We start from the raw sequence: 26406 nt of genomic DNA on the forward strand, positions 1-26406 counted from the left end.
GTTATATCTCATCCACAGAATGACCTGCCAACGCTTGACGAATGGAGCTATCCATACGGCGCGCCGCAAAATCCTGAGTTTGCTTATCCAGTTGTTTAATTGCGTTTTCTATCGCGACAGGATCTGTCCCTTCAACGCTTTCTATTAAGGTATCTACAATTTTGTCGATAGCAGTTTTCTCATCTTCACTTAAGAGATGAGCATCTTCTTCTAATGCTGCGGTTAAGCTTTCTAACACGCGAGCTGCTTCAACTTTTTGCTCAGCAAGGCGACGAGCTTGTAAATCTTCTTGGGCATTTTCCATCGAAGATTGGATCATCTTAGCGATTTCTGTATCACTAAGACCATAAGACGGTTTAACTTGTACTGAGGCTTCAACACCCGTCGATTTTTCCATTGCACTGACACTCAACAAGCCATCAGCATCAACTTGGAAAGTCACTCGAATATGCGCACCACCCGCAGCCATTGGAGGGATCCCTCGTAATGTGAAGCGAGCCAATGAACGGCAATCACTCACCATTTCGCGCTCACCCTGAACCACATGAACGCTCATGGCCGTTTGACCATCTTTAAAAGTGGTAAATTCTTGTGCTCTTGCAACAGGAATAGTGGTATTACGAGGAATAACTTTCTCGACTAATCCCCCCATAGTTTCTAAGCCAAGTGAAAGAGGAATGACATCAAGCAGTAACATGTCGCTATCAGGTTTATTTCCCACTAAAATATCAGCTTGGATTGAAGCACCAATTGCAACCACTTTATCGGGATCAATTGAAGTTAACGGTTCACGTTTAAAATAGTCACCAACCATTTGGCGAACTAATGGGACTCGAGTTGAACCCCCCACCATAACAACTTCTAAAACATCGTCAATTTCGATATCAGCATCTTTCAATGCACGACGAACAGATAATAGAGTACGTTTAACTAAAGGTTGAATTAATGATTCAAATTCAGCGCGAGTGATTTCTCCTTTCCAGCCATTAATACTGATATCAACGACATCGTTATCACTCAATGCAATTTTCGTTTCTGATGCAATATCAATCAATTGGCGCTGTAATATAGCATCTTTTTGATGACCAAAGCCTGCGCGATCTCTTATCCAATCCGCTAGCATCATATCAAAATCATCACCACCTAAAGCCGTATCACCACCAGTGGCTAAAACTTCAAAAACACCTTTAGTTAAACGTAAAACCGAAATATCGAAAGTACCACCACCTAAGTCATAAACCACGATGGTACCTTCTTTTCCGGAATCTAAACCATAAGCTATTGCCGCAGCAGTAGGCTCATTGAGTAGACGCAAAACATGTAATCCTGCGCGGCGCGCTGCCTCTTTAGTACCTTGACGCTGTGCATCATCAAAATAAGCCGGCACAGTAACGACAACGCCATCCAGTTCACCACCTAATGATTGAACTGCGCGCTCAGCAAGCGCTTTAAGAATTTCAGAAGACACTTGAATAGGATCAACAATACCCACTGAAGTTTTAATCAGTGGTAACCCATTTTCATTATCATGAAAATGATAAGGTAAATTAGGATAACGACTCGTCACATCACTTAATGAGCGACCTAACATTCGTTTTATCGAGCTAATAGTATTCGCAGGGTCTTTTTCAGCTTCTTTTTTTGCCTTCCAACCCACATTGATATTATCAACCTGATACTGCACAACAGATGGCAATAAATAGCGACCTTCGTTATCAGAAAGCGCTTCGGCTTGCCCACTACGTACAGTGGCAACTAATGAGTGTGTAGTTCCTAAATCAATACCCGCAGCAAGTCTACGCTGATGTGGCGCAGGTGTTTGACCTGGTTCGCTAATTTGTAATAATGACATAACAATTTCCCTTAAAAACCATCAAACAGGCGTTCTTCTAAATGCGCAACTTGCTCTTTCAATTTAGCCAGAAAACGTAGTTTTCTAACATTATCAGCAGCAACATCCCAATTTTGGTTATCCAGCGTTTTCACCATTTCGTCATGACGTACTGTGTACATTTTTTCTAGACGAGAGGTAAAATCAGCCAGCAAGCTTTCAGCATCAGTGCTGTTTTCGATATTATCCAGCTCTTCACGAAGCGTGAGTTGCTCCATTAGAAATGCGGTGTCATGCATCGTTTGCTGCTCATTTGCAATATCAATGCCTTGCAACGAAAGCATATACTCTGCTCTAGAGAGAGGATTTTTTAAGGTTTGATAAGCCTGATTGATTGTTGAAGCAAGGGAAATAGCTTGAGTCTGTTCTTTTTCTGATTTTCCAGCAAAGCGATCAGGATGATATTGACGTTGCATATCCTGATAATGCGACGCAAGTTGCTGTTTATCAATATCAAAACAATTAGGAATGCCTAACAGTGTGAAATAGTCCATACATCTACTCTTGGATTAATTAACGTTAATACCGTGTTTTAACACAAATTACACAGTAAAGCTTTCACCACAACCACACTCATTTGAAACATTAGGGTTGTTAAACTTAAAGCCTTCGTTTAATCCTTCCTTGACGAAATCAAGCTCTGTTCCATCTAAATAAACAATGCTTTTACCATCAACGATAACCTTCACACCTTTGTCTTCAAAAACAGTATCTTCGTCATTGATAACATCAGCAAATTCAAGAACATAAGCCATTCCAGAACAGCCAGATGTTCTAACACCTAAACGCAAACCTTCACCTTTTCCACGATTAGAGAGAAAAGAGCGAACACGATCCGCTGCGGATTCTGTAAGGGAAATTGACATGGCACACCTCACTCATAAAGAACGAAAGCGGATACTGAAAAATTATCTTCAGCATCCGCCAATATTTTATTTTTTTATTATAAAAGACAATTACTTGCCTTGGCGTTTGCTTTTATAGTCTGCAATCGCTGCTTTTATTGCATCTTCAGCAAGAATTGAACAGTGAATCTTCACCGGTGGTAATTCTAGCTCTTCTGCAATAGCGGTATTTTTAATAGATTCAGCTTCGTCTAATGTTTTGCCTTTCATCCATTCAGTCACTAATGAACTTGAAGCAATTGCTGAACCACAACCATAAGTTTTAAAACGCGCATCTTCAATTACGCCGTTATCATCAACTTTGATTTGTAACTTCATTACGTCACCACAAGCGGGTGCGCCAACCATACCACTACCTACTGTAGGATCGTTATTATCGAATGATCCCACGTTACGAGGATTTTCATAATGATCAATTACTTTATCGCTATAAGCCATGATTTAACTCCTGAAAACGTCTGATTAATGGTGAGACCATTCGATACTGTTGATATCAACACCTTGTTTATGCATATCCCAAAGTGGAGAAAGATCACGTAGACGACCTATCGCACTATGAATTTGTTCAATTGCATAATCTATTTCTTCTTCTGTAGTAAAACGACCTAAAGAGAAGCGAATAGAACTGTGTGCCAATTCATCTGTAAGACCTAAAGCACGCAGTACATAAGAAGGCTCTAAACTTGCTGAAGTACAGGCAGAACCTGAAGAAACAGCAAGATCTTTCAGTGCCATCATTAATGACTCACCTTCAACATAGTTGAAGCTTACATTAAGAATGTTTGGCGCTGTATGTTCCAAAGAACCATTGATATAAACTTCTTCAATATCTTTAATGCCATTCCATAAACGTAAACGTAGCTCGTTTAAACGTTTAGTTTCATCAGCCATTTCTTCTTTCAAAATACGGTAAGCTTCGCCCATACCCACAATTTGGTGAACGGCTAATGTACCTGAACGCATACCACGCTCGTGTCCACCACCATGCATTTGTGCTTCTAGGCGAATACGTGGTTTACGGCGAACATAAAGCGCACCAATACCCATAGGTCCGTATACCTTATGTGCAGAAAGAGAGAGTAAATCGACTTTTAATTTAGAAAGATCGATAGGTAATTTACCGACGCTTTGTGTCGCATCTACATGGTAAATAACACCTTTGCTACGGCATAATTCACCAATAGCAGCAATATCTTGAACCACACCAATTTCGTTATTTACATGCATAATAGAAACTAGAATAGTATCTTCACGCATAGCTTCTTCAAGCTCTTTCAGATCAATAAGACCATCACGTTTTGGTGCTAAATAAGTCACTTCAAAACCTTCACGTTCTAACTGACGGCAAGTATCTAAAATAGCTTTATGTTCAGTTTTAGAAGTGATGATGTGCTTACCTTTCTTTTGATAAAAGTTAGCAACACCTTTTAAGGCAAGGTTATCAGCTTCAGTTGCGCCTGATGTGAAAACGATTTCACGAGGATCTGCACCGATTAAATCAGCTATCTGATTACGGGCAATATCTACCGCTTCTTCAGCTTGCCAACCAAAACGATGTGAACGCGAGGCTGGGTTACCAAAAATACCGTCCATTGTCAGACATTGCATCATTTTTTCAGCAACTCGTGGATCAACAGGAGTGGTTGCTGAATAATCTAAATAAATGGGTAATTTCATTGCTCACTAACTCCAAAGACGACGAATCTTCTTTAATAATTTTGTTTTTTTGCCTACTCAAAAATCGCCGTTACACACGCATATTAATAATGGTTTCTTGTACACGGCCATTGAGCGTCCGACGTTTTTCATTGTCTTGACGGTCGGCAACATCCATAACCTCTTCGTTATTTACTAACTCTTCAAGGCTGATACTACTAAGGAAACTGGTAATGCGATCACTTAAGTCACGCCACAAAGTATGAGTTAGGCAACGGTCGCCACCTTGACAACCTTCTTTGTTACCCTGACAACGAGTAGCATCGACAGATTCATCAACCGCAGAAATAACTTGAGCAATAAAAATTTGCCCTGCTTCACGACCTAATAAGTATCCGCCACCAGGGCCACGAACACTTGCGACTAGCTCGTTTTTACGCAAACGTGAGAAAAGCTGCTCAAGATAAGAAAGGGAAATCCCTTGACGCTCAGAAATATCAGCGAGGGGAACAGGGCCTTGCTGTGAATGCAACGCAACATCAAGCATTGCAGTAACGGCATAACGCCCTTTTGATGTCAGTCTCATAACAAATACTCCGTGGTGAACAATAACCAAATTGTGTCATTCCTGAGTATTTTAGTCAACTATTTATCTGAGTGTTTTAGTCAAGTATTCTGCTCAGTAAAATTGTCGACTTTGTTAGTCAACTTGGCCCTCTATTTCTTAGCCCATTTCTCTACAGAAGTCAGAATGCCACGTAAGATATGAAGCTCTTGTGTTTCTGGGCGAGCACGCGTAAATAGACGGCGCAAACGGCTCATAATTTGTCCTGGATGTTTAGGTCGGATAAATCCTGACTCATTCAGTACCTGCTCTAAGTGAATATAAAAGCGTTCAATATCTTCTGCGGGCGGATACTCGGTCTCTGATGGACTATTTTCCTCTTGTTTTTCTTCTTGAGCAAGTGCGGCCATCCGAATTTCATAACAAACGAGCTGAACAGCCATTGCTAAATTTAAAGAACCATATTCTGGATTTGTTGGAACATACAGATGGAAATCACATTTTTGTAATTCTTCGTTTGTTAAACCCGTACGTTCACGACCAAAAATAACTGCAACAGGCTTATTTGCAGCTTCCACAACACAACGCTCACCGCATTCTCGGGGTGCCAGCATTGGCCAAGAGAGTGTTCGGCTACGTGCACTCGTTCCTATCACTAATCCACAACCTTCAATTGCTTCATCGATAGAATCAACAATATGAGCATTGCCAATAACATCACTTGCACCAGCGGAAAGTGCAATAGAGTGCGAATCAGGCTTTTCTTTTGGATTAACAAAATAAAGATTAGTCAATCCCATCGTTTTCATAGCGCGAGCGGTAGAACCCATATTGCCTGTATGAGAGGTTTCTACAAGGATAATGCGAATATTTTCTAACATTGATATCTAATTATTTGCTTGATGATCCATCTATTTTATCACAAATGTAGCCAGAAACACGAATGCCTGTTATACTCTGGCACGTTTTTTATCCCCGTTCTTTAACATCTTGTGGAAGATAACCATGCATCCGATGCTGAATATTGCCATACGCGCTGCGCGTAAGGCTGGTAATTTAATCGCCAAAAGTTACGAAAATCCTGAATCTGTAGAAACAAGTCAGAAAGGTAGCAATGATTTTGTCACTAACGTTGACCGTGACGCAGAACAAGCAATCATTGAAATTATTCGTAAATCTTATCCAAAACACACCATTGTTACAGAAGAAAGTGGCGAGTTACTCGGTGAAGATCACGACATACAATGGGTTATTGATCCGCTAGATGGTACTACCAACTTTATCAAACGTCTTCCACACTTCTCAGTTTCTATTGCTGTACGTATTAAAGGCCGTACTGAAGTGGCTGTTGTCTACGATCCTATGCGTAATGAGCTTTTCTCATCCGTCCGTGGTCAAGGCGCACAACTAAATGGTTATCGTCTGCGTGGCTCAAATGCACGTGATTTAGAAGGTGCTGTACTAGCAACTGGTTTTCCTTTCAAATGTAAACAGCACTCAGCCGCTTATATTAATATGCTAAGTAAATTATTTGTTCCTTGTGCCGATTTCCGTCGCACTGGCTCAGCTGCATTAGATTTAGCTTATGTTGCAGCAGGTCGTGTTGATGGTTATTTTGAAATTGGCTTAAAACCATGGGATTTCTTAGCTGGTGAATTAATTGCTCGTGAAGCAGGCGCAATTGTTTCTGACTTTACTGGCAACCACGGTTATCTTCAAACAGGTAACATCGTTGCAGGTAATCCTCGTGTTGTAAGAGCATTATTAGCAGAAATTCGTAGTGAGTTAACAGACGCGTTAAAACGTTAATAGCGAACAACTAAAGAATCAATTAAAAAGACCATAACGTTAATTTCATTATGGTCTTTTTTTTCCACTCAAATAATTGTATTTATATCAAACTTAACTATCGATTAAGCTTCATTTAATAAAGCACTTACCGAAAGCAGGCTTATCTCTTGAGCGATATTAGCTAATAATTTATTTGATATTTCAGGTTTATCAATTCGTAATAAAAATGCTTTTCGTGCAATCACAAATCCTAGAATTTGTCCTATTACTGCATGTGCTCGAATTACTGTAGTCGCTGTCGGCATATTTTTATCTATTAACGTAATAATCTTTGCAAGACGACAATGAAAAGGCTCAATAAGATTGCTGTAAATTAATTCATAATTATCTGTTGGCTCTAACTGCTCACGCAAAATAAGTTGGCTATAATATTTTCGCTCTGGTGCTAATAATGCACGACAAAGTCCTGTCGTTAATAAAGTAATAAGTTGTGCAATATGCTCTTTATTCGGATTTTGCTCTTTTAACAGTGGCTGAAGCTGAATATCAAATTGTTCAAAATGAATTTCACCAGCCAATTCCATAGCAATATGCTGAATAACTGCGGTATAAACACCAAGCTTTCCGCCAAAATGATAAGGTATCGCCGATTGGTTAACACCAGCATCCTGCGCAAGTTGTCTTGTTCTTAATCCACTAATACCATAGAGTGCAAAAAGTTTTATTCCTTCTTCCACTAATCGCTGTTGTGTCTGCTCTGCACTTACGGAGGTTTTACTGGTGTTTTCCATTATTTATAATTACTTATGATCAGATTATAAATCAGCACGCATTAATTGTGTTGAGTTTGAATTTAATTCAATTCCTCTATTTTTACCCACAACCACCGTGCCGCCTAAATTACAAAGATGATAGCCAAAGCCACAATTGGGTTCAAACGCAAATGTCATTCCCTCTTGCAGTACTAATTCTCGACCTGGATTAGGTAATCGCTCAATTTGTTTGTAACGACTAGCCAAAGGAAGCGACTCAATACCCGGAGCCGTACCAAAACCAATTGGCCCATAAGGATTAATGCTATGGATCAGAGGATGAACATGCCAACCACCTGATTTTAAAAGCGGTTTTTCCATTAAATCAACCACTTCACCAAAAGTAATCCCTTCTTTTAAGTAATCCACACCTATTTCATAACATTCACGAGCCACTAATGCTGCTTTTTCTAAATTTTCGTGAACTTTGCCTACTGCAACAGCTGCTTGGTGCTGTGTTTCATACATACCATATAACGCAAAAATCTCTGATAAAACAATATCACCCATTTGAATTTCACGCGGTGCTTGAGAACGGTATTGCCAAGCTGGAGGACCCCAACCAATATATTCAGAACCTGAGCCCAATAGTATTTCAGCGGTAAATCCACCTCGAGATAAGCATGTTGCGGTAATTGCCGCAGCTAAATCAGCTTCTGTTGCACCAGGTTTAGTGGTTACTCTCATAGCTTCGCTCATCGCTTCACCAATCGTTGCAGCATATCTTACATGCTGTAACTCTTCTTCACTTTTTACTGAAGCTCGTTTAAAAAAATCACGATAAACACAACTAAATCTAGCATGTGGAAAAACCTCTTTAATGCCATTAAGTGTATTAAATGGCATTGCTCCATCAAAATAAAAAGGAGGATAAGGCTCTAAACCAATCACACCTATGTGGGCATTTTGTTGTATACCCATCTCTTTTAGTAATTGAGCAATGTTGCGCCCTGTTTTTCCTACAACCAAATTATCTTCATCAATCCACTGTAAATCACCTCGTAATTTTGCTTGCATATGATCTGCAATCATCATTGGAGCAAAAGTCACAATAAGAGGTTTTTGGTTTTCGTGAAAAATAACCACAGAACCTAATCGGTCATTAGTAAAATAGTGATCAATACAAAATGGTGCTGGTGCAGCTGATTCTCTATCTCCATAAACAATTAATGTATCTAATTGATTATCTTTCATTATATCTCTAGCAAGCTGCCAACGTCTGTCTCTTTCTTGTAAAGAAAAACTTGCTGGGATCATTAATTTCTCTTTCATTATATTATCTCTCGCAGGATTAATTCATTTGAATGAATTAACCATAGTCTTAAAATTAATCTCCGTCAATCATAAGAATGAACATAAAATGCGGTTCTTATTTTGAACGAATTCTAGAACGACTGATAAAAAAATAAAAAGAAAGACAATCTATTGAAATTATGAACTATTTAAATTTATTTTTATAACGATATAAAAAAATCCGCCATATCATTCAATATGACAGATCTTTATTATTTAGAGCCAATGCTAGTTTTTTTGTATCTGTGCTCTAATTTGAGGTCGAATAAACATAGCTGGAATAGTTAATGCTGCCATTAGCCAGAAAATAGCGCCTTCTTGTCCCGGTAATTTTTCATATAACCAACCGGAAATAATAGTCATCACAGCGATACTTCCGCCCATAGCTAATGCAGAATAAACCGCTTGTAAGCGAATAATTTCATGCTCTTGTCGTGCACTAATAAAGCGCATTGCCGCTAAATGACAAACGGTGAACGTACCACTATGTAAGATTTGAACAATAATAAGTGCTGGCAATGCGGTAAAACTACCCATTAATCCCCAACGTAAAAGGCCACAACATGCAGAAAGTAATAATAAATTTCTCGCACTCCAACGACGAAATAATCGATGGCTCAACATAAAGACAACCACTTCAGCAACAACACCTAATGACCACAAATAGCCTATCGTTGCAGTATCATAACCCGCTTGTTCCCAATAAAGAGCGCTAAAACCGTAATAAGCGGCATGTGCCCCTTGTAATAAAGAAACGCATAATAAAAAACGCCAAACTGGAGCATCAGAAACAAGCTGCATAAAGGTGATATTGCTGTGTTCTGCTTTTTTCACCTTACCTTGAGGCATAATTTTAGGGCGTAACATTGAAGTTAAAAATAGAGCTAATGTACTCGCAATTAGCCCATAAAGGATAATGGGATGCCCATAAGCATCAATTAATATTCCCAGCAATGATGAACTAATAATAAAAGCTACCGAGCCCCAAACACGGATTTTGCCATAATCAAATGGAAACTGTTTTTGCCACGCACCAGCTAAGGAATCGCCTAATGGTACCATTGGTGAAAAGAATACGTTGAATCCTGTCATAACAAAAAAGAGCCATGCCCAATGAGTACCCAACATAAATGCAACGGTAAATAATAATGAAAGAAATGCAAATAATCGCAGTGCCGTAATAAGCTTAGACGGATCCTTTACCGCAGGGGTTAAGATCAGGCTACCAACAAAACGCGCGGTTAAACCTACCCCTAACAATAAACCTATCATTGCTGGATCGACACCTTCTCCTTTTAACCAAATAGACCAAAAAGGTAAAAAAATGCCATACGAAAAAAAATACGTAAAATAATCTAAGGCAAGCCACAATGTTGATGGAATGACCATCCAATCCCCCATATTTAAAATGCAAAAAACCCGCCAAGAAAATGTTCTCGAAGCGGGTTTGTACAACGGGTTTTAATTATATCGTTACAAACTTATGCGTAAACAGGGAATTTAGCGCAGATATCCAAGACTTTTTGCTTAACTTTTTCAATGTTCGCTTCATCATTGATGTTATCGAGGACATCACACATCCAACCAGCTAATTCACGAGCTTCCGCCTCTTTAAAACCACGACGTGTAATCGCTGGAGAACCGATACGAACACCAGAAGTAACAAATGGACTACGAGGATCATTTGGTACGCTGTTCTTGTTAACAGTGATATTTGCACGACCTAAAGCTGCATCTGCATCTTTACCTGTAATGTCTTTATCAACCAAGTCTAATAAGAACAAATGGTTTTCAGTTCCGCCAGACACTACTTTATAACCGCGATCTAAGAAAACTTCTACCATTGCTTTAGCGTTTTTAGCAACTTGTTGCTGATAAACTTTAAATTCTGGTTCCATTGCTTCTTTTAATGCTACCGCTTTACCTGCGATAACGTGCATTAAAGGGCCACCTTGTGAGCCAGGGAATACTGCAGAATTAAGTTTTTTATAAAACTCTTCACTACCACCTTTAGCGAGGATAAGACCACCACGAGGACCCGCTAAAGTTTTATGGGTTGTTGTTGTCACAACGTGAGCATGAGGAACTGGGTTAGGATAAACACCTGCCGCAATCATACCTGCAACGTGAGCCATATCGACAAACAAGAAAGCGCCAATGCTGTCTGCTATTTCACGCATTTTAGCCCAATCAACCAGACCCGAATAAGCAGAGAAACCACCAATGATCATTTTTGGCTGATGTTTTTTAGCTTGAATAGCGATATCTTCATAGTCAATTTTACCTGCTTCATCAATACCATAAGGTACGATATTATACAGTTTGCCCGAGAAGTTAACTGGCGAACCATGAGTCAAGTGGCCGCCTTGAGCCAAGTTCATACCTAATACTGTATCACCCGGTTGTAACAGTGCCATATAAACAGCCGCATTAGCTTGAGAGCCAGAATGTGGTTGAACATTCGCATAATCAGCACCGAATAACTCTTTAGCACGATCTATAGCCAGTTGCTCTACAACATCAACATATTCACAACCACCGTAGTAACGTTTACCCGGATAGCCTTCTGCATATTTATTTGTCAGCTGAGATCCCTGCGCCTGCATAACACGGGGGCTAGTATAGTTTTCGGAAGCAATTAATTCGATATGTTCTTCTTGACGAACAACTTCACCTTCCATTGCGTTCCATAATTCTGGATCGTAATCAGCAATATTCATTTCACGTTTTAACATTCAGATCTCCTGACTCAGCTAACTTCACTAAAGACAAACTCCCTTACGGGAGAAAGAATGACATACAGTGTAAACTCTTTTTCCTCATTGAGATAGCCCCTAAAGAAAAAATACGCAATCGTTTGCCAATCAGCAATAACAGACCTTTATTACTTTTTAACAACCTCATTTTATCCTGTGTCTATTCTAGTTTTTGAGAGAGAACTCGCCAAATGATGTAAACACTCCACATCATTCTCTAAGATTTGTGTTTTTTTGTTAAAAAAATAAAAACAGGTATTTACAACTAAATCAAAAAAATATAAGTTGCATATATAATACATGTTTAAAAATTCACAATAAACTGAAAATAATTCAGGAGCAATTATGTTAGAAGCACAAACTATCGCGACAATTAAATCCACTATTCCGCTGATTGCCAAAACAGGGCCAGCATTAACTGCACATTTTTATGATCGCATGTTTTCTCGCCACCCTGAGCTCAAAGATATCTTTACCATGAGCCATCAAAGTAGCGGCGCACAACGTGAGGCCTTATTTAATGCGATATGTGCTTATGCCACTAATATTGAAAACCTAACCACAATATTACCCGCGGTTGAAAAAATTGCACAAAAACATGTCAGTCTTAATATTCTTCCAGAACATTATCCTATTGTTGGTGAAAATTTATTAGCCACTATCGATGAATTATTTCACCCTGGTACAGAAGTACTTGATGCTTGGGAAGCGGCTTATCAGGTATTAGCCGATGTATTTATTAACCGTGAAGAACAAATTTATCAACAAAAAGAACAAACTCGCGGGGGATGGAGAGGATTACGTGCATTTAAAGTGAAACATAAAATCCAGCAAAGTGATGTGATAACCAGTTTTGAATTAGAACCTGAAGATAATCTAGAAGTCACCACTTATCAACCAGGCCAATATTTAAGTCTTTATATTCGTGATGCAAAACTCGCTAACCAAGAAATACGCCAATATTCGTTAACTAAACCTGCAAACAATAAAACCTATCGGATTGCAGTAAAGCGTGAAGATAAAGGTATTTTATCGAATTTTTTACATGACCATGTTCACGAAAATGATATTTTACACGTTGCCGCACCTAGTGGTGATTTCTATTTAGATATCTCACCAACAACACCTGTCACATTAATCTCAGCGGGTGTTGGGTTAACCCCCATGCTATCAATGTTACATACACTTTCAACACATCAAACTAATGTGAATTGGCTACATGCTACAGAGCATGGTGGTGTTCATGCATTTAAAGACGAAATAAACAAAGTGGGCAATCAAATTTTACAGTATCACCAAGCTGTTTGGTATCGTACACCACGCTCACAAGATATATTAAATACAGATTATCAATTTGAAGGCTTAATGGAATTAAAACAAGTTGAAGATTGGCTAATGATCCCAGATATGCATTTTTATTTTTGTGGGCCTTTACCATTTATGCAATCTGTCGCTAACCAACTTATTTCACTCGGAGTTTCTAGTGATAAGTTTCATTATGAATGTTTTGGTCCTCATGCTGTTATTACAGAATAATAAATAATAAATTTCAACGAATTAAAAAGCACTGTATTCAGTGCTTTTTAATTATTTTATTATTCAGCTATTAATGCTTAATGATATTTTTCTCAATTGCAGTCGGAATATTATGATATTTAGCTGAAAAGCCGTACCAAATAATACTAATTAAGCACAAAGTATAACCAAATAATTCACTGCCCTCTTCAACCATATTTTTAACCGCGCGATTATAATCTTCACCTAATAGTTTTCGCCACAATTCGCCCATACCAAATAATCGGGAAAAGAGGAGTACACAGAGTAAGCCCGATACCAACACACCATGACTTGGGTGAGTAATAAAGTGGATTAATCCTTTTAGCGTTTTCTTTCCTTCTCTTATTGCAATAGCAATACAAATAAAGGTTACTGTTAATGCAAACCAAACCCATGAGCCATGCGCTAGTTGGTCAAAAACGCCATCTAACTCTCGGATTAAAATACATAAGAAAAAGCCCATTATAAGCGTGAAGCTGCCACGCATTTCGCTATCTTGGTATGCTTTAATAAAAAAGAAAAGACAAATAATAGCAACGATTATCTCTTGTCCAATCTCAGTAACCGAGGTTTCTGAAATACCATTATCTAGCAGCAAAATGTCAATAAAAATAAATCCCGTCGTTAATGCGACAAGCATCGCCGCACATAAAAATAAAGCCATACGCTTTAATAAATAATTAAACATTATTTTGCCCACACCTTAATGACTTTTTAATATTGATGATCATAACTTCCCTTAGAAGTTATTGAATAACATTTTGTGCTTTAAAGTTTATAAAGAATAGTAAAATAAATTGTTCATTATCTTCAATGGATTTATAAAAGACAGAAAAAGCATTATAGGCAAAACATAAAATTTTATTTTATGAACAACAAAGAAAAAGCCTAATATTAGAATTAACAATATTAGGCTTTTATAAAAAAAATAATGCTATTATTTAACTTAAGCGTTTTAATTATTAAATTGCTTCTTCGTCTTGTTCGCCCGTACGAATACGAATAACTCGACTTACATCAAAAACGAAAATTTTACCGTCACCAATTTTGCCCGTTTGAGCTGTCGCCATAATAGTATCAACACAGCTTTCCATGATTTCATCGGAAACCACAATTTCAATTTTCACTTTAGGTAAGAAATCGACCATATATTCAGCACCACGATAAAGCTCCGTGTGCCCTTTTTGGCGACCAAAACCTTTTACCTCAGTGACTGTCATTCCCGTAATACCGACTTCTGCTAGCGCTTCTCTAACATCATCTAACTTAAACGGTTTAATTATCGCTTCAATCTTTTTCATCGTATTATCCTGCTATTTTACCAGTTGTTGCGACCAAAACCGCATGTAATGGGGTATCGGCGATCTTTACCGAAATTACGGCTTGTAATACGCGGTCCTACGGGTGCTTGGCGTCGTTTATATTCGTTGATATCGACTAACTTTATCACTTTTCGGACGGTATCTTCATCAAACCCTGCTGATACTAAATCAGATACAGACTTATCCTGCTCAACATAACCTTCAAGAATAGCATCCAAAATATCATAAGGTGGCAAATTATCTTGGTCGGTTTGCCCCGGCGCAAGTTCTGCTGAAGGTGGTCTATCAATTACACGTTGAGGAATAGCTGGAGAAATTGTATTACGATACTGAGAAAGTGCAAAAACTAAGGTTTTAGGCACATCTTTTAATACATCAAAACCACCAGCCATATCACCATAAAGTGTTGAATAGCCAACAGCTGATTCACTTTTATTACTGGTAGTTAGTACTAAACGGCGACGCTTATTCGACATCGCCATTAAAATAACAGCTCGACAGCGGGCTTGTAGATTTTCTTCTGTGGTATCAGCCGCAGTATCTTTAAACATCGGTCCTAATTGCGCCATAAAAGCATCGAACATTGGTTCAATAGAAACCGTATCAAATTCTACGCCTAATAAATCCGCTTGTTCTTTAGCATCATGAATGCTCATTTCTGAAGTATAACGAAATGGCATCATTACTGCGTGCACATGTTCTTTACCAAGGGCATCTGCTGCTATTGCGACGGTTAAACCAGAATCAATACCACCAGATAAGCCTAAAATTGCACCATTAAATCCATTTTTAGTCACGTAATCTCGTGTCGCCAACACTAATGCTTGATAAACCTGCGCTAATGGAGAAAGTTCTGGTGCTGGTTGTGCCATTGGTATGATTTGTAACTCATCCAATTCAACCATTACTATTTGTTCATCAAATGCTGCAAGCCTATGTGTAATGCAGCCTCGTTCATCAAATACTTTAGAACAACCATCAAATACCAACTCATCTTGTCCACCAATTTGGTTAAGATAAACCACCGGAAGATGTGTTCTTTGGCAATGATCTTTGATCAATTGAGTACGAATATGAGGTTTTTCTCGGCTGTAAGGTGAAGCATTAATAGATAAGACTAAATCGGCACCTGCTTGTTTTAATGCATTTATCGGTTCATTAATCCAAATATCCTCACAAATCAATAAACCTAAATGATAGCCTTTGAAAGGAACAACACAACGTTCATTACCCGGTTGAAAATATCTTTTTTCGTCGAATACGCCGTAATTTGGTAATTGTTGTTTAAAATAGCGAGCCTGTAATTCACCTTTATAGAAAAATGACAGTGCATTATAAATCTTGCCGTTTTGCCACCAAGGGTGCCCAACCACTATTGCTATTTTTTTACTTGCTTGTTCTAAACGAGTGAGTTGTTTTTCGCAACGTTGTTGGAAATCAGGACGAAAGAGAAGATCTTCAGGAGAGTAACCACATAATGCAAGTTCAGAAAACAGCACTAAATCGGCGTTTTCTTGCTCTTTCACTGTGGATAACATGCGTTCACAGTTGCCTTCAATATCGCCGACAACCCAGTTTAGCTGAGCAAGCGCGAGCTTTAATTTACGACTCATAGAAATTAGTCTCTCCGGCTATCTTTCTGATTAAAAGAAAGTTAGTTTAAAAATATATTGGTTATCTGAAAAGCTTATTCTTTAAAATCATTAGGATCTAGCTCATGACGAGATAACAACTTATAAAATTCAGTTCGATTACGTCCTGCCATACGCGCAGCTTGGGTTACGTTGCCTTTTGTCATTTGTAATAACTTTCTTAGATATGTCATTTCAAAGTGCCCTCTTGCTTCAGCAAAAGTTGGCAACGCTGTATTTTCCCCCTGCAATGCTTGAGTAACAAGCGCTTCACTAATCACTGGTGCGGTGGTCAATGCTACACACTGTTCAATAACGTTCACTAATTGACGTACATTACCAGGCCAACTCGCTGCCATTAAACATTTCATCGCATCCGTTGAGAAGCTTCGAACAAAAGGCTTATGCCGTTTAGCAGATTCTCGTAACAGATGATTAGCTAAAACAGGTATGTCTTCTGCTCTTTCACTTAATGTAGGTATACGTAAGCTCACTACATTTAAGCGATAAAATAAATCTTCGCGAAATTCATTACGTTCCATTGCCTTAGGCAAATCGCGGTGGGTAGCAGAAAGAATGCGAACATCAATATCAATATCGCGATTACTTCCTAAAGGTCGGACTTTGCGCTCTTGCAATACCCGTAGTAGTTTAACTTGTAATGGCATTGGCATATCACCAATTTCATCTAGAAAAAGCGTACCACCTTCTGCTGCTTGAAATAACCCTTCACGACTACTTACAGCCCCGGTAAAAGCCCCTTTTGCATGGCCAAAAAGCTCAGATTCAAGCAACTGCTCAGGTAAAGCACCACAGTTTATTGCAATAAAAGGTTTTTTCGCTCTTGGACTTGCTCGATGAATTGCTTGAGCAAGCACCTCTTTCCCCGTCCCACTTTGTCCATTAATCAGTACACTAACATCTGATTGAGCGACTAGTTTTGCTTGTTCTAGTAAACGCAGCATTTGCGGACTACGAGTGACAATATCTTTCGACCACTCTTCATCAGAAACAGTAGTAACGAGCTCTAAAGCTTCATCAATTGCTTTATATAGTGCATCTCGGTCAACGGGTTTAGTTAAAAAGCTAAATACACCTTGTTGTGTTGCAGCAACTGCATCAGGAATAGAACCATGCGCTGTTAGGATAATCACAGGCATTCCGGGTTGTTGGCGCTGAATTTCAGCAAATAACGCCATACCGTCCATCTCATCCATACGTAAATCGCTGATAACAAGGTCTATTTTTTCTTTTAAGAGAAGTTTTAGTGCTTCTTGCCCACTTTCAGCAGTAAAGATATGAAAACCTTCACTTGTTAATCGCATACCCAGTAATTTTAGTAATCCAGGATCATCATCCACAAGTAAAAGATTTGCTGATTTATGGCCAGCCATGCACATTCTCCTTATTTAGATCCTGCTTCAGTTGGTTTTTCTGCTTCCGATTTATCAGTACCTACTTTGGCTGGTTCTGATTTTGTCGGTTCTGTTTTAACTTGTTCAGGTTTTTCCGCAGTTTTCACTGGCTCAGATTTATCTGCTTGAGGCTTATCTGTTGGAACGCTTGTTGTTATCGATTGCGTAGCATTTTCCTGTTCAGTCGTTTTTTCTGTATTAGCGCTTTCGGCTGGTGTTGAAGCAGCTTCAGAAAGCGCACTATCTGATGATAATGTATCAACAGATGTTCCTTGCTTTCTGCTTGATAATTGGCGCTCAATTTGCGTCAGATTTTCTAGCTTCTTCAACGTAATTTTTAATTCGTGCTCTAATGCGGCATTCTCTTTTTTTAGCAGCTCTATTCTATTTTCAGTTTCTGTTGAAAAACGACGATAGCGATTTTTCTCTTCAGCTAACGATAAAATCAATGTCTGATTTTCAATCCAAATAGATAAAAGAGCACGCATTGAGCTAGGAAATTGCAATTTATAACTTTCGAGTAGAATTAATTGAGTTCTTCGTTCAGCCGTCGTCATTCCTGCCCGTTCTAATAAAATACTTTTATAAAAAGCATCATCCCAACCTGTTACTACCACACTTGTGGCTTGGCGCTGCGCCTCAGTTGTCATGATACGATTTGTACACTCAATAGTACGTAACCAATACAGCGCATTATTAAGCCCTTCGTCATAAAATGCGCTTAAAGTTTTACATTCAGCCCAGCGATAATCGATAGTTTTTTGTTTAACAACAGGAGGCTCTGGTTCTGGATTTAGCGTTTCAGAAAGTGACTTAGCAACACATCCAGAAAGAACAAAAGGAAAGAGGATTGGCAGTAAATAGACGCGCCAATTTGATACAATTTTTCTAATCGATGCAGGGGCCATACTTAACTGTTCAGCACTAAGCGTCTTTTTGTTTATTTTTATATGCCCATGACGAGCAGACACTTGTAATTGTGACCTGATTTGCATTATTTATTCTCAGAAAGTAGCGGTAGTTCAATACGAAAACAGACATCAGCATAGTCTGAAGGAACGACATTTAATTCGCCATCCATTCTTTTGATACAATCATGAGCAATACTTAACCCTAAACCACTTCCTTTTACCGCCCCTTTTCGTAATAACGTACCTTGGAAAAAAGGTTCAAAAATCATTTTTTGCTCTGATTCAGGAATAGGCGTTCCTTTATTGGCTATATCAATAACTATTTTCTGTTCAACTTGATAACTAGAGATCCAGATATTACCCGATTCAGCGCCATAGTGCACCGCATTCGAGTAGAGATTGTCGATAACTCTAGATAATAATGTGGCTTCTGCACGACATTTTGTCAGATTTAACGAAATTATCGTCTTAATATCTTTCGCTCTGGCAGGCAAACTGTGTGCTAATACTACATCATTAATCAAATCGGTAAGATTGACCTCTTCAATTTGTTGAGGAACTTCAGAAAGTTTACGGTTATAGTCTAATAATTGTTCAATTAATAATTGAAGTTGTTTGCTGCTGTTATCAAGGATTGATACTACTTCTTTTTGATCAAGCGTCAAAGGGCCCGCTACTTCATCAGCTAATAATTCGGTGCCTTCTCGCATACTTGCTAAGGGTGTTTTTAATTCATGTGAGATATGACGCAAAAATTCATGACGCTGCGACTCTAACCAAGCTAAACGTTCACTTAACCAAATAATCCGCTGAGCAAGAGAACGTAACTCACGAGGCCCTTGAAAAGCATCCAGATTATTACTTAACGTACGTCCTTCGCCTAATCGATTAATCATTTTTTCGATACGCTTTACGGGACCAATAATCATTCGAGTAAATAACGCAATTAAAATAAGACTAAAAGCAAATACAATAAGGCTTTGCCAACCAAAGTAGCGCCCTTTCTCTGCTATTGCCATCTGCAGTTGTTCACCACGATTAAAAATAATCTCTTTTGTTAATACAACGATGCGATTATTGGCATAAGAGAACTGTTCTAATGCTTGTTGCATCTCTTGGGTAGGCTCGCTGCTTTCACATTGAATAAGCTTTAATTTGGCAAGAGAAGAATTAAGAACTTCAGCCTCTTTAGAGGCAGAAAGGGGAATAATTGTTTGTTGGAGTGTAGAAAACATTTTAGCGTATTGCTGATAGCGTTGCTGATACATATTTTCATCAGTCTTATCGCGTAATACACAATACCTTCGGTAGTTACCTTCCATCTCAATCGCTAAATTTCGCATTACTTCACTACGTTCAGTATCTGCGAGCGCATTTTTATTAGTGATTGCCGCTTGGTTACTCAGTTGATCAAGGCTTTGATAAGCCTGATAAGCCAGTACCAACAGCGGTAATAACACCATCCAAAATGCCATAATAACAAGCTGTCTTAAAGAACGGGGAAAAATACGCCACTTTTTCAATGAAATCATCTCAACACCTATTGGAGTAATGCGATGCTACATGACTTGAAAACAAGAAAAAAGTCCGACTTTGAAAATTAGGTAAGAGAAACGAACATAAGATGGGAAATTTGACAGGCTCTTTAAGAGGGAGAGCGGAATATCTTATCAAGATATCCCGCTCGTCAATATTTCATCTCTTTTTTCTTTAAAAGAGGATGAAGGTGGTGCCTCACTCCACGTGTCGCCCTGTGTTTGATAAGGTCCGAAGACGAGTATCATGATGTTGGACGGTAGGCACCTTACTCTGGCGTCATTCCTGGCTTATGTGGTATGTTCCCACCCATATTGTGGACCGACATAAAAAGTTGAATGAGCAACTGATTAATATAATGCACAACGCGTGCCAACTTTTCAAAAAAATAATTAACATACTGTTTTTAAAGTTAAAATAAAAATAGCCGCCTAATTTATTACTTAGTACCCTTTTTTATTTAGTTAAAAAACCAGCAAGCTGTCTCTATATGCAGACAGAGTTATGTCAAATTTATTTAATCATTATAATTCAATTAGTTAAATGTCTCTAAATGGAGACGGTGAAATTGTTGAATGTCGTCATTTTTATACAACATAAAAATAATGCTTAATTATCAATAAAATAAAGCCTCTATCTAAAGTAGAGGCTTTCGTATTTATGACTACTAATTATAAGCTAATTAATCAAACTGTTTTCTTGCATTACGGAATAAGCGCATCCAAGGGCTATCTTCTCCCCAATTATCAGGGTGCCATGAATTACTTACCGTTCTAAATACTCGTTCAGGGTGCGGCATCATAATAGTTGAACGGCCATCAGGGGTGGTTACTGCCGTGATCCCTTTCACTGAACCATTAGGGTTTAATGGATATTGTTCTGTTGGTCTACCATAGTGGTCAACAAAACGTAAGCCGACTAAGTTCTGTGCTTCTAATTGAGCGACTTGCTCAAGAGAGCGAAACTCAGCAAAACCTTCACCATGAGAAACAGCGATAGGCATGTGTGAACCCACCATACCTTGTAACAGTAAAGATGGACTTTCCGTCACTTTAACTAAACTAAAGCGAGCTTCAAAACGCTCTGAACGGTTACGAACAAAACGAGGCCATAAATCAGCACCCGGAATAAGTTCAGATAATGTAGACATCATCTGGCACCCATTACATACCCCAAGAGAGAGAGTATCTTGGCGCTCAAAAAATTGAGCAAACTCATCGCGTAAACGTGAGTTGAATAAAATAGACTTAGCCCAACCTTCACCTGCACCTAAAACATCACCATAAGAGAAACCACCACAGGCGACTAACACATCGAAATCAGTGAGTGAGCGCTGTGCTGAATGTAAATCACTCATATGCACATCGATGGCATCAAAACCAGCGCGATCAAAAGCCGCGGCCATTTCTACATGGGAGTTCACGCCTTGTTCTCTTAATACCGCAATACGAGGACGGCTGCCTGTTGCTATATAAGGAGCGGCAATATCTTCAGTTGGATCAAAAGTAAGATGAACATTTAACCCTGGATCATTAAGATCTCGCTTCGCATTATGTTCTTCATCAGCACATTCAGGATTATCACGCAGACGCTGCATTTGCCATGTTGTTTCTGCCCACCACATGCGTAATGTGCTGCGTTTTTCATGGAACACTTCGGTTTCACGACTACTAATAATAATGTCATCACTCGATGTTGCTTGACCTAAATAATGTAAGCTATCCGCCAAACCATATTCTGTAAATAGCGCTTCTACATCATCTTGATGCTGCTGACTAATTTGTATCACCGCACCAAGTTCTTCGTTAAATAATCCAGCTAAAATATCTTCATCATAAGCACTGATATCGACACTTAGACCACAATGGCCTGCAAATGCCATTTCAGCTAATGTCACAAGTAATCCACCATCAGAACGGTCATGATAAGCAAGTAACTTATCTTCACTCACTAATCGCTGCATCGCATTAAAGAACTGTTTTAATTGTTCAACATCACGAATATCTGCTGCTTTTTGACCTAATTGGCGATAAACCTGCGCTAAGGCGGTTGCACCTAATGCGTTATGCCCATTACCTAGATCGATAAGATATAATCGATTTCCAGCTTGAGTCGATAACTCAGGCGTCACCGTTTTACGAACATCTTCAACTCGAGAAAATGCGGTGATCACTAAAGAAAGGGGTGAGGTAACTTCTTTAGTCTCACCTTTTTCATCTTGCCAGCGTGTTTTCATCGACATCGAATCTTTACCCACTGGGATCGTTATTTCCAATTCAGGACAAAGCTCTTCACCCACCGCTTTTACTGCATCATATAACCCAGCATCTTCACCGGGGTGCCCTGCTGCAGACATCCAATTAGCTGACAATTTAATCCGTTTTAATGCCTGAACATCCGCACATGCCATATTTGTTAACGCTTCACCCACAGCCATTCGTGCTGAAGCAGCAAAATCTAATAGTGCTATTGGTGCTCTTTCACCTATCGACATTGCTTCGCCATAATAGCTATCTAGTGTTGCAGTAGTAACCGCGCAGTTAGCAACAGGAATTTGCCAAGGGCCAACCATTTGATCTCGCGCTACCATCCCAGTAACAGAGCGATCACCAATGGTAATTAAAAAAGTTTTCTCAGCAACAGCAGGAAGGTGTAGAACGCGATATACCGCATCTTTTAAATTAATTTCTTTGCGATCTAGATAATCACCCGCTGTTTTAAGCGTTTTCACATCTCGCAGCATTTTTGGTGCTTTACCTAATAGAATATCTAAAGGCATATCAATAGGTTGATTATTAAAATGTGCATCATTTAAGACAAGATCACGCGCTTGTGTTGCTTCACCAATAACAGCATAAGGTGCTCTTTCTCGTTGGCATAACGCATCGAATAGTGGCATTTTTTCTGGTGACACTGCTAATACATAGCGTTCTTGAGATTCATTACACCAAATCTCTAATGGACTCATACCTGGTTCATCGTTTAATACATCACGTAGCTGAAAACGACCACCACGCCCACCATCATTCACTAATTCAGGCATCGCATTTGAAAGGCCACCAGCACCAACATCATGAATAAATAAAATTGGGTTATCGCTACCTAACTGCCAACAACGATCAATCACTTCTTGGCAGCGTCGTTCCATTTCTGGGTTATCGCGCTGAACGGAAGCAAAATCTAAATCTGCATCAGATTGACCCGATGTCATTGAAGATGCTGCACCGCCACCAAGACCAATGTTCATAGATGGGCCACCAAGTACAATGAGCTTAGCACCAACGGTAATTTCACCTTTTTGTACGTGATCTTCGCGAATATTACCAATACCACCAGCAAGCATAATGGGTTTATGGTAGCCACGAATTTCAATACCATTATGGCTATTCACTTGTTCTTCATAAGTTCTGAAATAACCAAGTAATGCAGGGCGACCAAATTCATTGTTAAATGCAGCGCCGCCTAAAGGCCCTTCAGTCATAATATCTAGTGCATTAACAATGCGTTCGGGTTTACCGAAATCTTCTTCCCAAGGTTGTTCAAATCCCGGAATACGTAGATTAGAAACTGAAAAGCCCACTAAACCTGCTTTTGGTTTTGCGCCCCGTCCTGTTGCGCCTTCATCACGAATTTCACCACCTGAACCTGTTGCTGCACCCGGCCAAGGAGAAATAGCCGTTGGATGGTTGTGGGTTTCGACTTTCATCAAAATATGAACAGGCTCTTGATGATAATGATAATGCCCTTTTTCTGCATCAGGATAGAAACGTCCAGCAACAGAGCCTTCCATTACCGCAGCATTATCTTTATATGCCGACATAACATAATCAGGTGTTTGCTCGAAGGTATTTTTAATCATTTTAAATAATGATTTTTCTTGAGATTTACCATCGATAATCCAATCTGCATTGAATATTTTATGGCGGCAGTGTTCAGAGTTGGCTTGTGCAAACATATAAAGCTCAACATCCGTTGGATTACGTTCTAATCGCTTAAAAGCTTCAACTAAATAATCGACTTCATCATCAGCAAGTGCCAGACCCATTTCGATATTTGCATTCACCAGCGCGTTTTTGCCTTTGGCTAAAACATCTATTGTTTTAAATGGCGCGGGGGTTTGTTCTGAAAAAAGAGCTTGTGCATCTTGATAATTTAAGAAGATGGTTTCCATCATACGATCATGAATCAAACCATAAAAAAACTGCCACTGTGCATCACTCATTGCATCACAATCAACAAAGTAAGCAATGCCTCGTTCAATTCTAACAATACTGGCTAATCCGCAATTATGTGCGATATCAGTCGCTTTCGAAGACCACGGTGAAATAGTGCCAGGGCGAGGCGTCACCACTCGCATTTTCCCGACAAGTTCATGTTCTGTTAATGAAGGGCCATAATGCAATAATTGACTTAATTTAATTTGGTCGTCTTCAGATAACTGCCCTTCCACTTTGGCGAAATGAACAAACTCCGCATAAATACCTCGAACAGGAAGATGATTTTCCTGACATTGCGTTAATAATTTATTAATACGAAATGCGGATAAAGCTGGGGAGCCACGCAGAATTTCCATAGTATTGAGTTCTCTCTTTTAGCAGCTAATCTGAACGGTGATTCAGGGGAAACGCGGCTAGTATAATAGAATAACGACTCAGACGAAACCGTTTGCGTGAACAAAATAACGGCATTTGACTTAGCGTGTTTTCATCATTAATTGGTTTAATCAAGTTGCGTCTTAGCAAGATGTTAAGCAGAATGCTCGATTACTGGAAATTTATCCATGTTAAAATGACGACTTTACACACAATAATAAACAACGTTAACGAGAAATAACCTATTGAATAATATAAGGATTAACTATTTCGTTATCGTTATCATCGCGCTATTTTCAGCGGCCATTATCGCCCTGAATATAACATGGCCTGATAGGCAAAAAGCGCAGATAAATAAGATTTTATCTCGTGGTGAGCTGCGAATAAGTACAATGCCTTCACCATTGATAACGATGAATGATAAAAAGGACCCCGTAGGTTTCGATTATGAATTAGTGAAACGCTTTGCTGACTACTTAGGCGTGAAACTTGTCGTTAATATGCGGACAAATATCAACCAAATGTTTGATGATTTGGAGAATAACAAAGCCGATTTTATTGCAGCAGGATTACTTTATAATAAAGAAAGATTAGAGACGACGCGAAGTGGACCGGCTTACTTTTCTGTCTCTCAACAGCTAATTTACCGTAAAGGCACACTAAGACCACGAAGTTTTGATACCTTAAATGGTCGATTAGTTGTCAGTGCAGGATCTGCTCATGCCAGCTTATTACGTACATTAAAAGAGACACAATATCCTGATCTTGAATGGGAAGAGTCACAGACACAAACGACATCTCAACTATTAGAAGAGCTATCTGAAGGTAAAATTACCTATGTATTAGCAGACTCTATCAGTGTTGCAGTTCAACAACGGATCCACCCCAATGTGGCAGTTGGATTTGAAGTAACCGAAAGCCAACCTTTAACTTGGTATCTTCCTGATAGCGATGACAACAGTCTATATGCAGCAATGTTAGATTACTTCAATCAGCTATCTCAAGAAGATGTATTAGCAAGACTTGAAGAAAAGTATTTTGGTCATGTCGGATCATTTGACTACTTTGATACCATTTCTTTTATTACTGCTATCGATTCGGTATTACCCAATTATCAACCATTATTTGAAAAGTATGCTGATACCTTTGATTGGCGATTGTTAGCGGCCATTGCTTGGCAAGAATCACATTGGGATCCCCATGCAACCTCGCCTACGGGTGTTAGAGGTTTAATGATGCTCACACGCCCAACCGCATCCAGTATGGGAGTCACCGATAGGCTAGACCCTGAAGAAAGTGTGAAAGGTGGAGCCCAATACCTTAAACATCTTTTATCACGCTTACCTGAAACCATCCCAGAAGATGAAAAAATTTGGTTTGCACTCGCCGCATATAATATCGGTTTTGGCCATATGTTGGATGCAAGAAGGCTCACTGAACAGCAAGGGGCTGATCCTAATAGCTGGTTAGATGTTAAATCTCGATTACCTTTACTGAGTCAAAAGAAATACTATGTTGACCTCCCTTACGGTTACGCAAGAGGGCATGAAGCTTACCGTTATGTAGAAAATATTCGGCGCTATCAACTTAGTCTTGTGGGTTATTTACAAGCTAAAGAGAGTAAAAATAAAATTTTATCTAAAGATAACCATAAAGATGAAGAACAAGCTGAAGCACCACCTAAGTTAATACAAGAAACTGTAGCGAGTAATCCTTAATACCACAGCCTCTTTTATAGGGGCTATTTACCCCATCAAAACATCCCTTCTTTTT

21 protein-coding genes are annotated in these 26406 nt (G+C 39.1%); 3 read left to right on the forward strand and 18 right to left on the reverse strand.

The genetic code is table 11. From position 1 onward, the window contains the following. Position 1: 1 nt before the first annotated feature. From hscA to trmJ, 7 genes are all read right to left on the reverse strand, one after another. Positions 2–1852 (reverse strand): Fe-S protein assembly chaperone HscA, encoded by a 1851-nt coding sequence (gene hscA / locus M997_RS13235; RefSeq protein ID WP_064720573.1) that lies wholly within the window; start codon positions 1850–1852, stop codon positions 2–4. Between the two features lie 11 nt (positions 1853–1863). Further along, a complete protein-coding gene (gene hscB, locus M997_RS13240; protein WP_064720574.1) occupies positions 1864–2385 on the reverse strand; it encodes a co-chaperone HscB in 522 nt (173 codons plus the stop codon). 48 nt (positions 2386–2433) lie between these two features. Next, on the reverse strand, positions 2434–2757 hold the full coding sequence (iscA, locus tag M997_RS13245; protein ID WP_064720575.1) for an iron-sulfur cluster assembly protein IscA: 324 nt from the start codon (positions 2755–2757) through the stop codon (positions 2434–2436). A gap of 90 nt (positions 2758–2847) precedes the next feature. Next, positions 2848–3234, reverse strand: coding sequence for a Fe-S cluster assembly scaffold IscU (gene iscU, locus M997_RS13250; RefSeq protein WP_023581622.1), 387 nt, complete (start codon positions 3232–3234; stop codon positions 2848–2850). A gap of 24 nt (positions 3235–3258) precedes the next feature. Next, on the reverse strand, positions 3259–4473 hold the full coding sequence (locus tag M997_RS13255; RefSeq protein WP_064720576.1) for an IscS subfamily cysteine desulfurase: 1215 nt from the start codon (positions 4471–4473) through the stop codon (positions 3259–3261). A 70-nt stretch (positions 4474–4543) separates the two neighbouring features. Continuing rightward, positions 4544–5038: a Fe-S cluster assembly transcriptional regulator IscR gene (gene iscR / locus M997_RS13260; protein WP_064720577.1), complete on the reverse strand. Its 495-nt coding sequence runs from the start codon at positions 5036–5038 to the stop codon at positions 4544–4546. Positions 5039–5169: 131 nt separating this feature from the next. Next, the gene (gene trmJ / locus M997_RS13265; RefSeq protein WP_064720578.1) at positions 5170–5898 is read right to left on the reverse strand and encodes a tRNA (cytosine(32)/uridine(32)-2'-O)-methyltransferase TrmJ; all 729 of its coding nucleotides are present in this window, start codon (positions 5896–5898) and stop codon (positions 5170–5172) included. Between the two features lie 124 nt (positions 5899–6022). Here trmJ and suhB point away from each other — a divergent pair, with 124 nt between their 5' ends. Next, positions 6023–6826 (forward strand): inositol-1-monophosphatase, encoded by an 804-nt coding sequence (suhB, locus tag M997_RS13270; RefSeq protein WP_064720579.1) that lies wholly within the window; start codon positions 6023–6025, stop codon positions 6824–6826. 104 nt (positions 6827–6930) lie between these two features. Here the strand turns inward: suhB and M997_RS13275 are convergent, their stop codons facing one another. From M997_RS13275 to glyA, 4 genes are all read right to left on the reverse strand, one after another. Next, complete coding sequence (locus tag M997_RS13275) at positions 6931–7599, reverse strand: CerR family C-terminal domain-containing protein (RefSeq protein ID WP_064720580.1); 669 nt, start codon at positions 7597–7599, stop codon at positions 6931–6933. A gap of 24 nt (positions 7600–7623) precedes the next feature. Continuing rightward, positions 7624–8892 (reverse strand): M24 family metallopeptidase, encoded by a 1269-nt coding sequence (locus M997_RS13280; protein WP_064720581.1) that lies wholly within the window; start codon positions 8890–8892, stop codon positions 7624–7626. Positions 8893–9141: 249 nt separating this feature from the next. Beyond that, a complete protein-coding gene (locus M997_RS13285; RefSeq protein WP_064720582.1) occupies positions 9142–10302 on the reverse strand; it encodes a 3-phenylpropionate MFS transporter in 1161 nt (386 codons plus the stop codon). A gap of 92 nt (positions 10303–10394) precedes the next feature. Next, complete coding sequence (gene glyA, locus M997_RS13290; RefSeq protein WP_064720583.1) at positions 10395–11648, reverse strand: serine hydroxymethyltransferase; 1254 nt, start codon at positions 11646–11648, stop codon at positions 10395–10397. 366 nt (positions 11649–12014) lie between these two features. On the opposite strand from glyA, the gene hmpA reads away from it, so the two are divergent. Beyond that, complete coding sequence (gene hmpA / locus M997_RS13295; RefSeq protein WP_064720584.1) at positions 12015–13205, forward strand: NO-inducible flavohemoprotein; 1191 nt, start codon at positions 12015–12017, stop codon at positions 13203–13205. Positions 13206–13275: 70 nt separating this feature from the next. On the opposite strand, the gene M997_RS13300 is transcribed toward hmpA, so the two are convergent. The 7 genes from M997_RS13300 to purL all read right to left on the reverse strand — a co-directional run bounded on the left by M997_RS13300 (position 13276) and on the right by purL (position 24614). Next, positions 13276–13914: a hypothetical protein gene (locus M997_RS13300; protein ID WP_420874844.1), complete on the reverse strand. Its 639-nt coding sequence runs from the start codon at positions 13912–13914 to the stop codon at positions 13276–13278. 274 nt (positions 13915–14188) lie between these two features. Further along, complete coding sequence (gene glnB, locus M997_RS13305) at positions 14189–14527, reverse strand: nitrogen regulatory protein P-II (RefSeq protein ID WP_064720586.1); 339 nt, start codon at positions 14525–14527, stop codon at positions 14189–14191. A gap of 17 nt (positions 14528–14544) precedes the next feature. Then, entirely contained in the window at positions 14545–16161 is a 1617-nt protein-coding gene (locus tag M997_RS13310; RefSeq protein WP_064720587.1) for an NAD+ synthase, read from the reverse strand. Positions 16162–16235: 74 nt separating this feature from the next. Next, entirely contained in the window at positions 16236–17573 is a 1338-nt protein-coding gene (gene glrR / locus M997_RS13315) for a two-component system response regulator GlrR (protein ID WP_064720588.1), read from the reverse strand. 11 nt (positions 17574–17584) lie between these two features. Then, on the reverse strand, positions 17585–18589 hold the full coding sequence (qseG, locus tag M997_RS13320) for a two-component system QseEF-associated lipoprotein QseG (protein WP_064720589.1): 1005 nt from the start codon (positions 18587–18589) through the stop codon (positions 17585–17587). Beyond that, a complete protein-coding gene (locus tag M997_RS13325; protein ID WP_064720590.1) occupies positions 18589–20037 on the reverse strand; it encodes a sensor histidine kinase in 1449 nt (482 codons plus the stop codon). The genes qseG and M997_RS13325 overlap by 1 nt, the downstream gene beginning before the upstream one ends. A gap of 686 nt (positions 20038–20723) precedes the next feature. Further along, on the reverse strand, positions 20724–24614 hold the full coding sequence (gene purL / locus M997_RS13330; RefSeq protein WP_064720591.1) for a phosphoribosylformylglycinamidine synthase: 3891 nt from the start codon (positions 24612–24614) through the stop codon (positions 20724–20726). A 264-nt stretch (positions 24615–24878) separates the two neighbouring features. Between purL and mltF the strand changes: the two genes are divergently transcribed. Then, the gene (gene mltF, locus M997_RS13335; RefSeq protein WP_064720592.1) at positions 24879–26351 is read left to right on the forward strand and encodes a membrane-bound lytic murein transglycosylase MltF; all 1473 of its coding nucleotides are present in this window, start codon (positions 24879–24881) and stop codon (positions 26349–26351) included. Positions 26352–26406 lie beyond the last annotated feature (55 nt).

The sequence above is a fragment of the Proteus hauseri ATCC 700826 genome (genome assembly GCF_001654965.1).
Classification (GTDB): domain Bacteria; phylum Pseudomonadota; class Gammaproteobacteria; order Enterobacterales; family Enterobacteriaceae; genus Proteus; species Proteus hauseri.

Bases quoted from the DNA above. Each gene is read 5' to 3' on its own strand.
- hscA (WP_064720573.1), bottom strand. From the start codon at position 1,852: ATGTCATTATTACAAATTAGCGAACCAGGTCAAACACCTGCGCCACAT.
- hscB (WP_064720574.1), bottom strand. From the start codon at position 2,385: ATGGACTATTTCACACTGTTAGGCATTCCTAATTGTTTTGATATTGAT.
- iscA (WP_064720575.1), bottom strand. From the start codon at position 2,757: ATGTCAATTTCCCTTACAGAATCCGCAGCGGATCGTGTTCGCTCTTTT.
- iscU (WP_023581622.1), bottom strand. From the start codon at position 3,234: ATGGCTTATAGCGATAAAGTAATTGATCATTATGAAAATCCTCGTAAC.
- M997_RS13255 (WP_064720576.1), bottom strand. From the start codon at position 4,473: ATGAAATTACCCATTTATTTAGATTATTCAGCAACCACTCCTGTTGAT.
- iscR (WP_064720577.1), bottom strand. From the start codon at position 5,038: ATGAGACTGACATCAAAAGGGCGTTATGCCGTTACTGCAATGCTTGAT.
- trmJ (WP_064720578.1), bottom strand. From the start codon at position 5,898: ATGTTAGAAAATATTCGCATTATCCTTGTAGAAACCTCTCATACAGGC.
- suhB (WP_064720579.1), top strand. From the start codon at position 6,023: ATGCATCCGATGCTGAATATTGCCATACGCGCTGCGCGTAAGGCTGGT.
- M997_RS13275 (WP_064720580.1), bottom strand. From the start codon at position 7,599: ATGGAAAACACCAGTAAAACCTCCGTAAGTGCAGAGCAGACACAACAG.
- M997_RS13280 (WP_064720581.1), bottom strand. From the start codon at position 8,892: ATGAAAGAGAAATTAATGATCCCAGCAAGTTTTTCTTTACAAGAAAGA.
- M997_RS13285 (WP_064720582.1), bottom strand. From the start codon at position 10,302: ATGGTCATTCCATCAACATTGTGGCTTGCCTTAGATTATTTTACGTAT.
- glyA (WP_064720583.1), bottom strand. From the start codon at position 11,648: ATGTTAAAACGTGAAATGAATATTGCTGATTACGATCCAGAATTATGG.
- hmpA (WP_064720584.1), top strand. From the start codon at position 12,015: ATGTTAGAAGCACAAACTATCGCGACAATTAAATCCACTATTCCGCTG.
- M997_RS13300 (WP_420874844.1), bottom strand. From the start codon at position 13,914: ATGTTTAATTATTTATTAAAGCGTATGGCTTTATTTTTATGTGCGGCG.
- glnB (WP_064720586.1), bottom strand. From the start codon at position 14,527: ATGAAAAAGATTGAAGCGATAATTAAACCGTTTAAGTTAGATGATGTT.
- M997_RS13310 (WP_064720587.1), bottom strand. From the start codon at position 16,161: ATGAGTCGTAAATTAAAGCTCGCGCTTGCTCAGCTAAACTGGGTTGTC.
- glrR (WP_064720588.1), bottom strand. From the start codon at position 17,573: ATGGCTGGCCATAAATCAGCAAATCTTTTACTTGTGGATGATGATCCT.
- qseG (WP_064720589.1), bottom strand. From the start codon at position 18,589: ATGCAAATCAGGTCACAATTACAAGTGTCTGCTCGTCATGGGCATATA.
- M997_RS13325 (WP_064720590.1), bottom strand. From the start codon at position 20,037: ATGATTTCATTGAAAAAGTGGCGTATTTTTCCCCGTTCTTTAAGACAG.
- purL (WP_064720591.1), bottom strand. From the start codon at position 24,614: ATGGAAATTCTGCGTGGCTCCCCAGCTTTATCCGCATTTCGTATTAAT.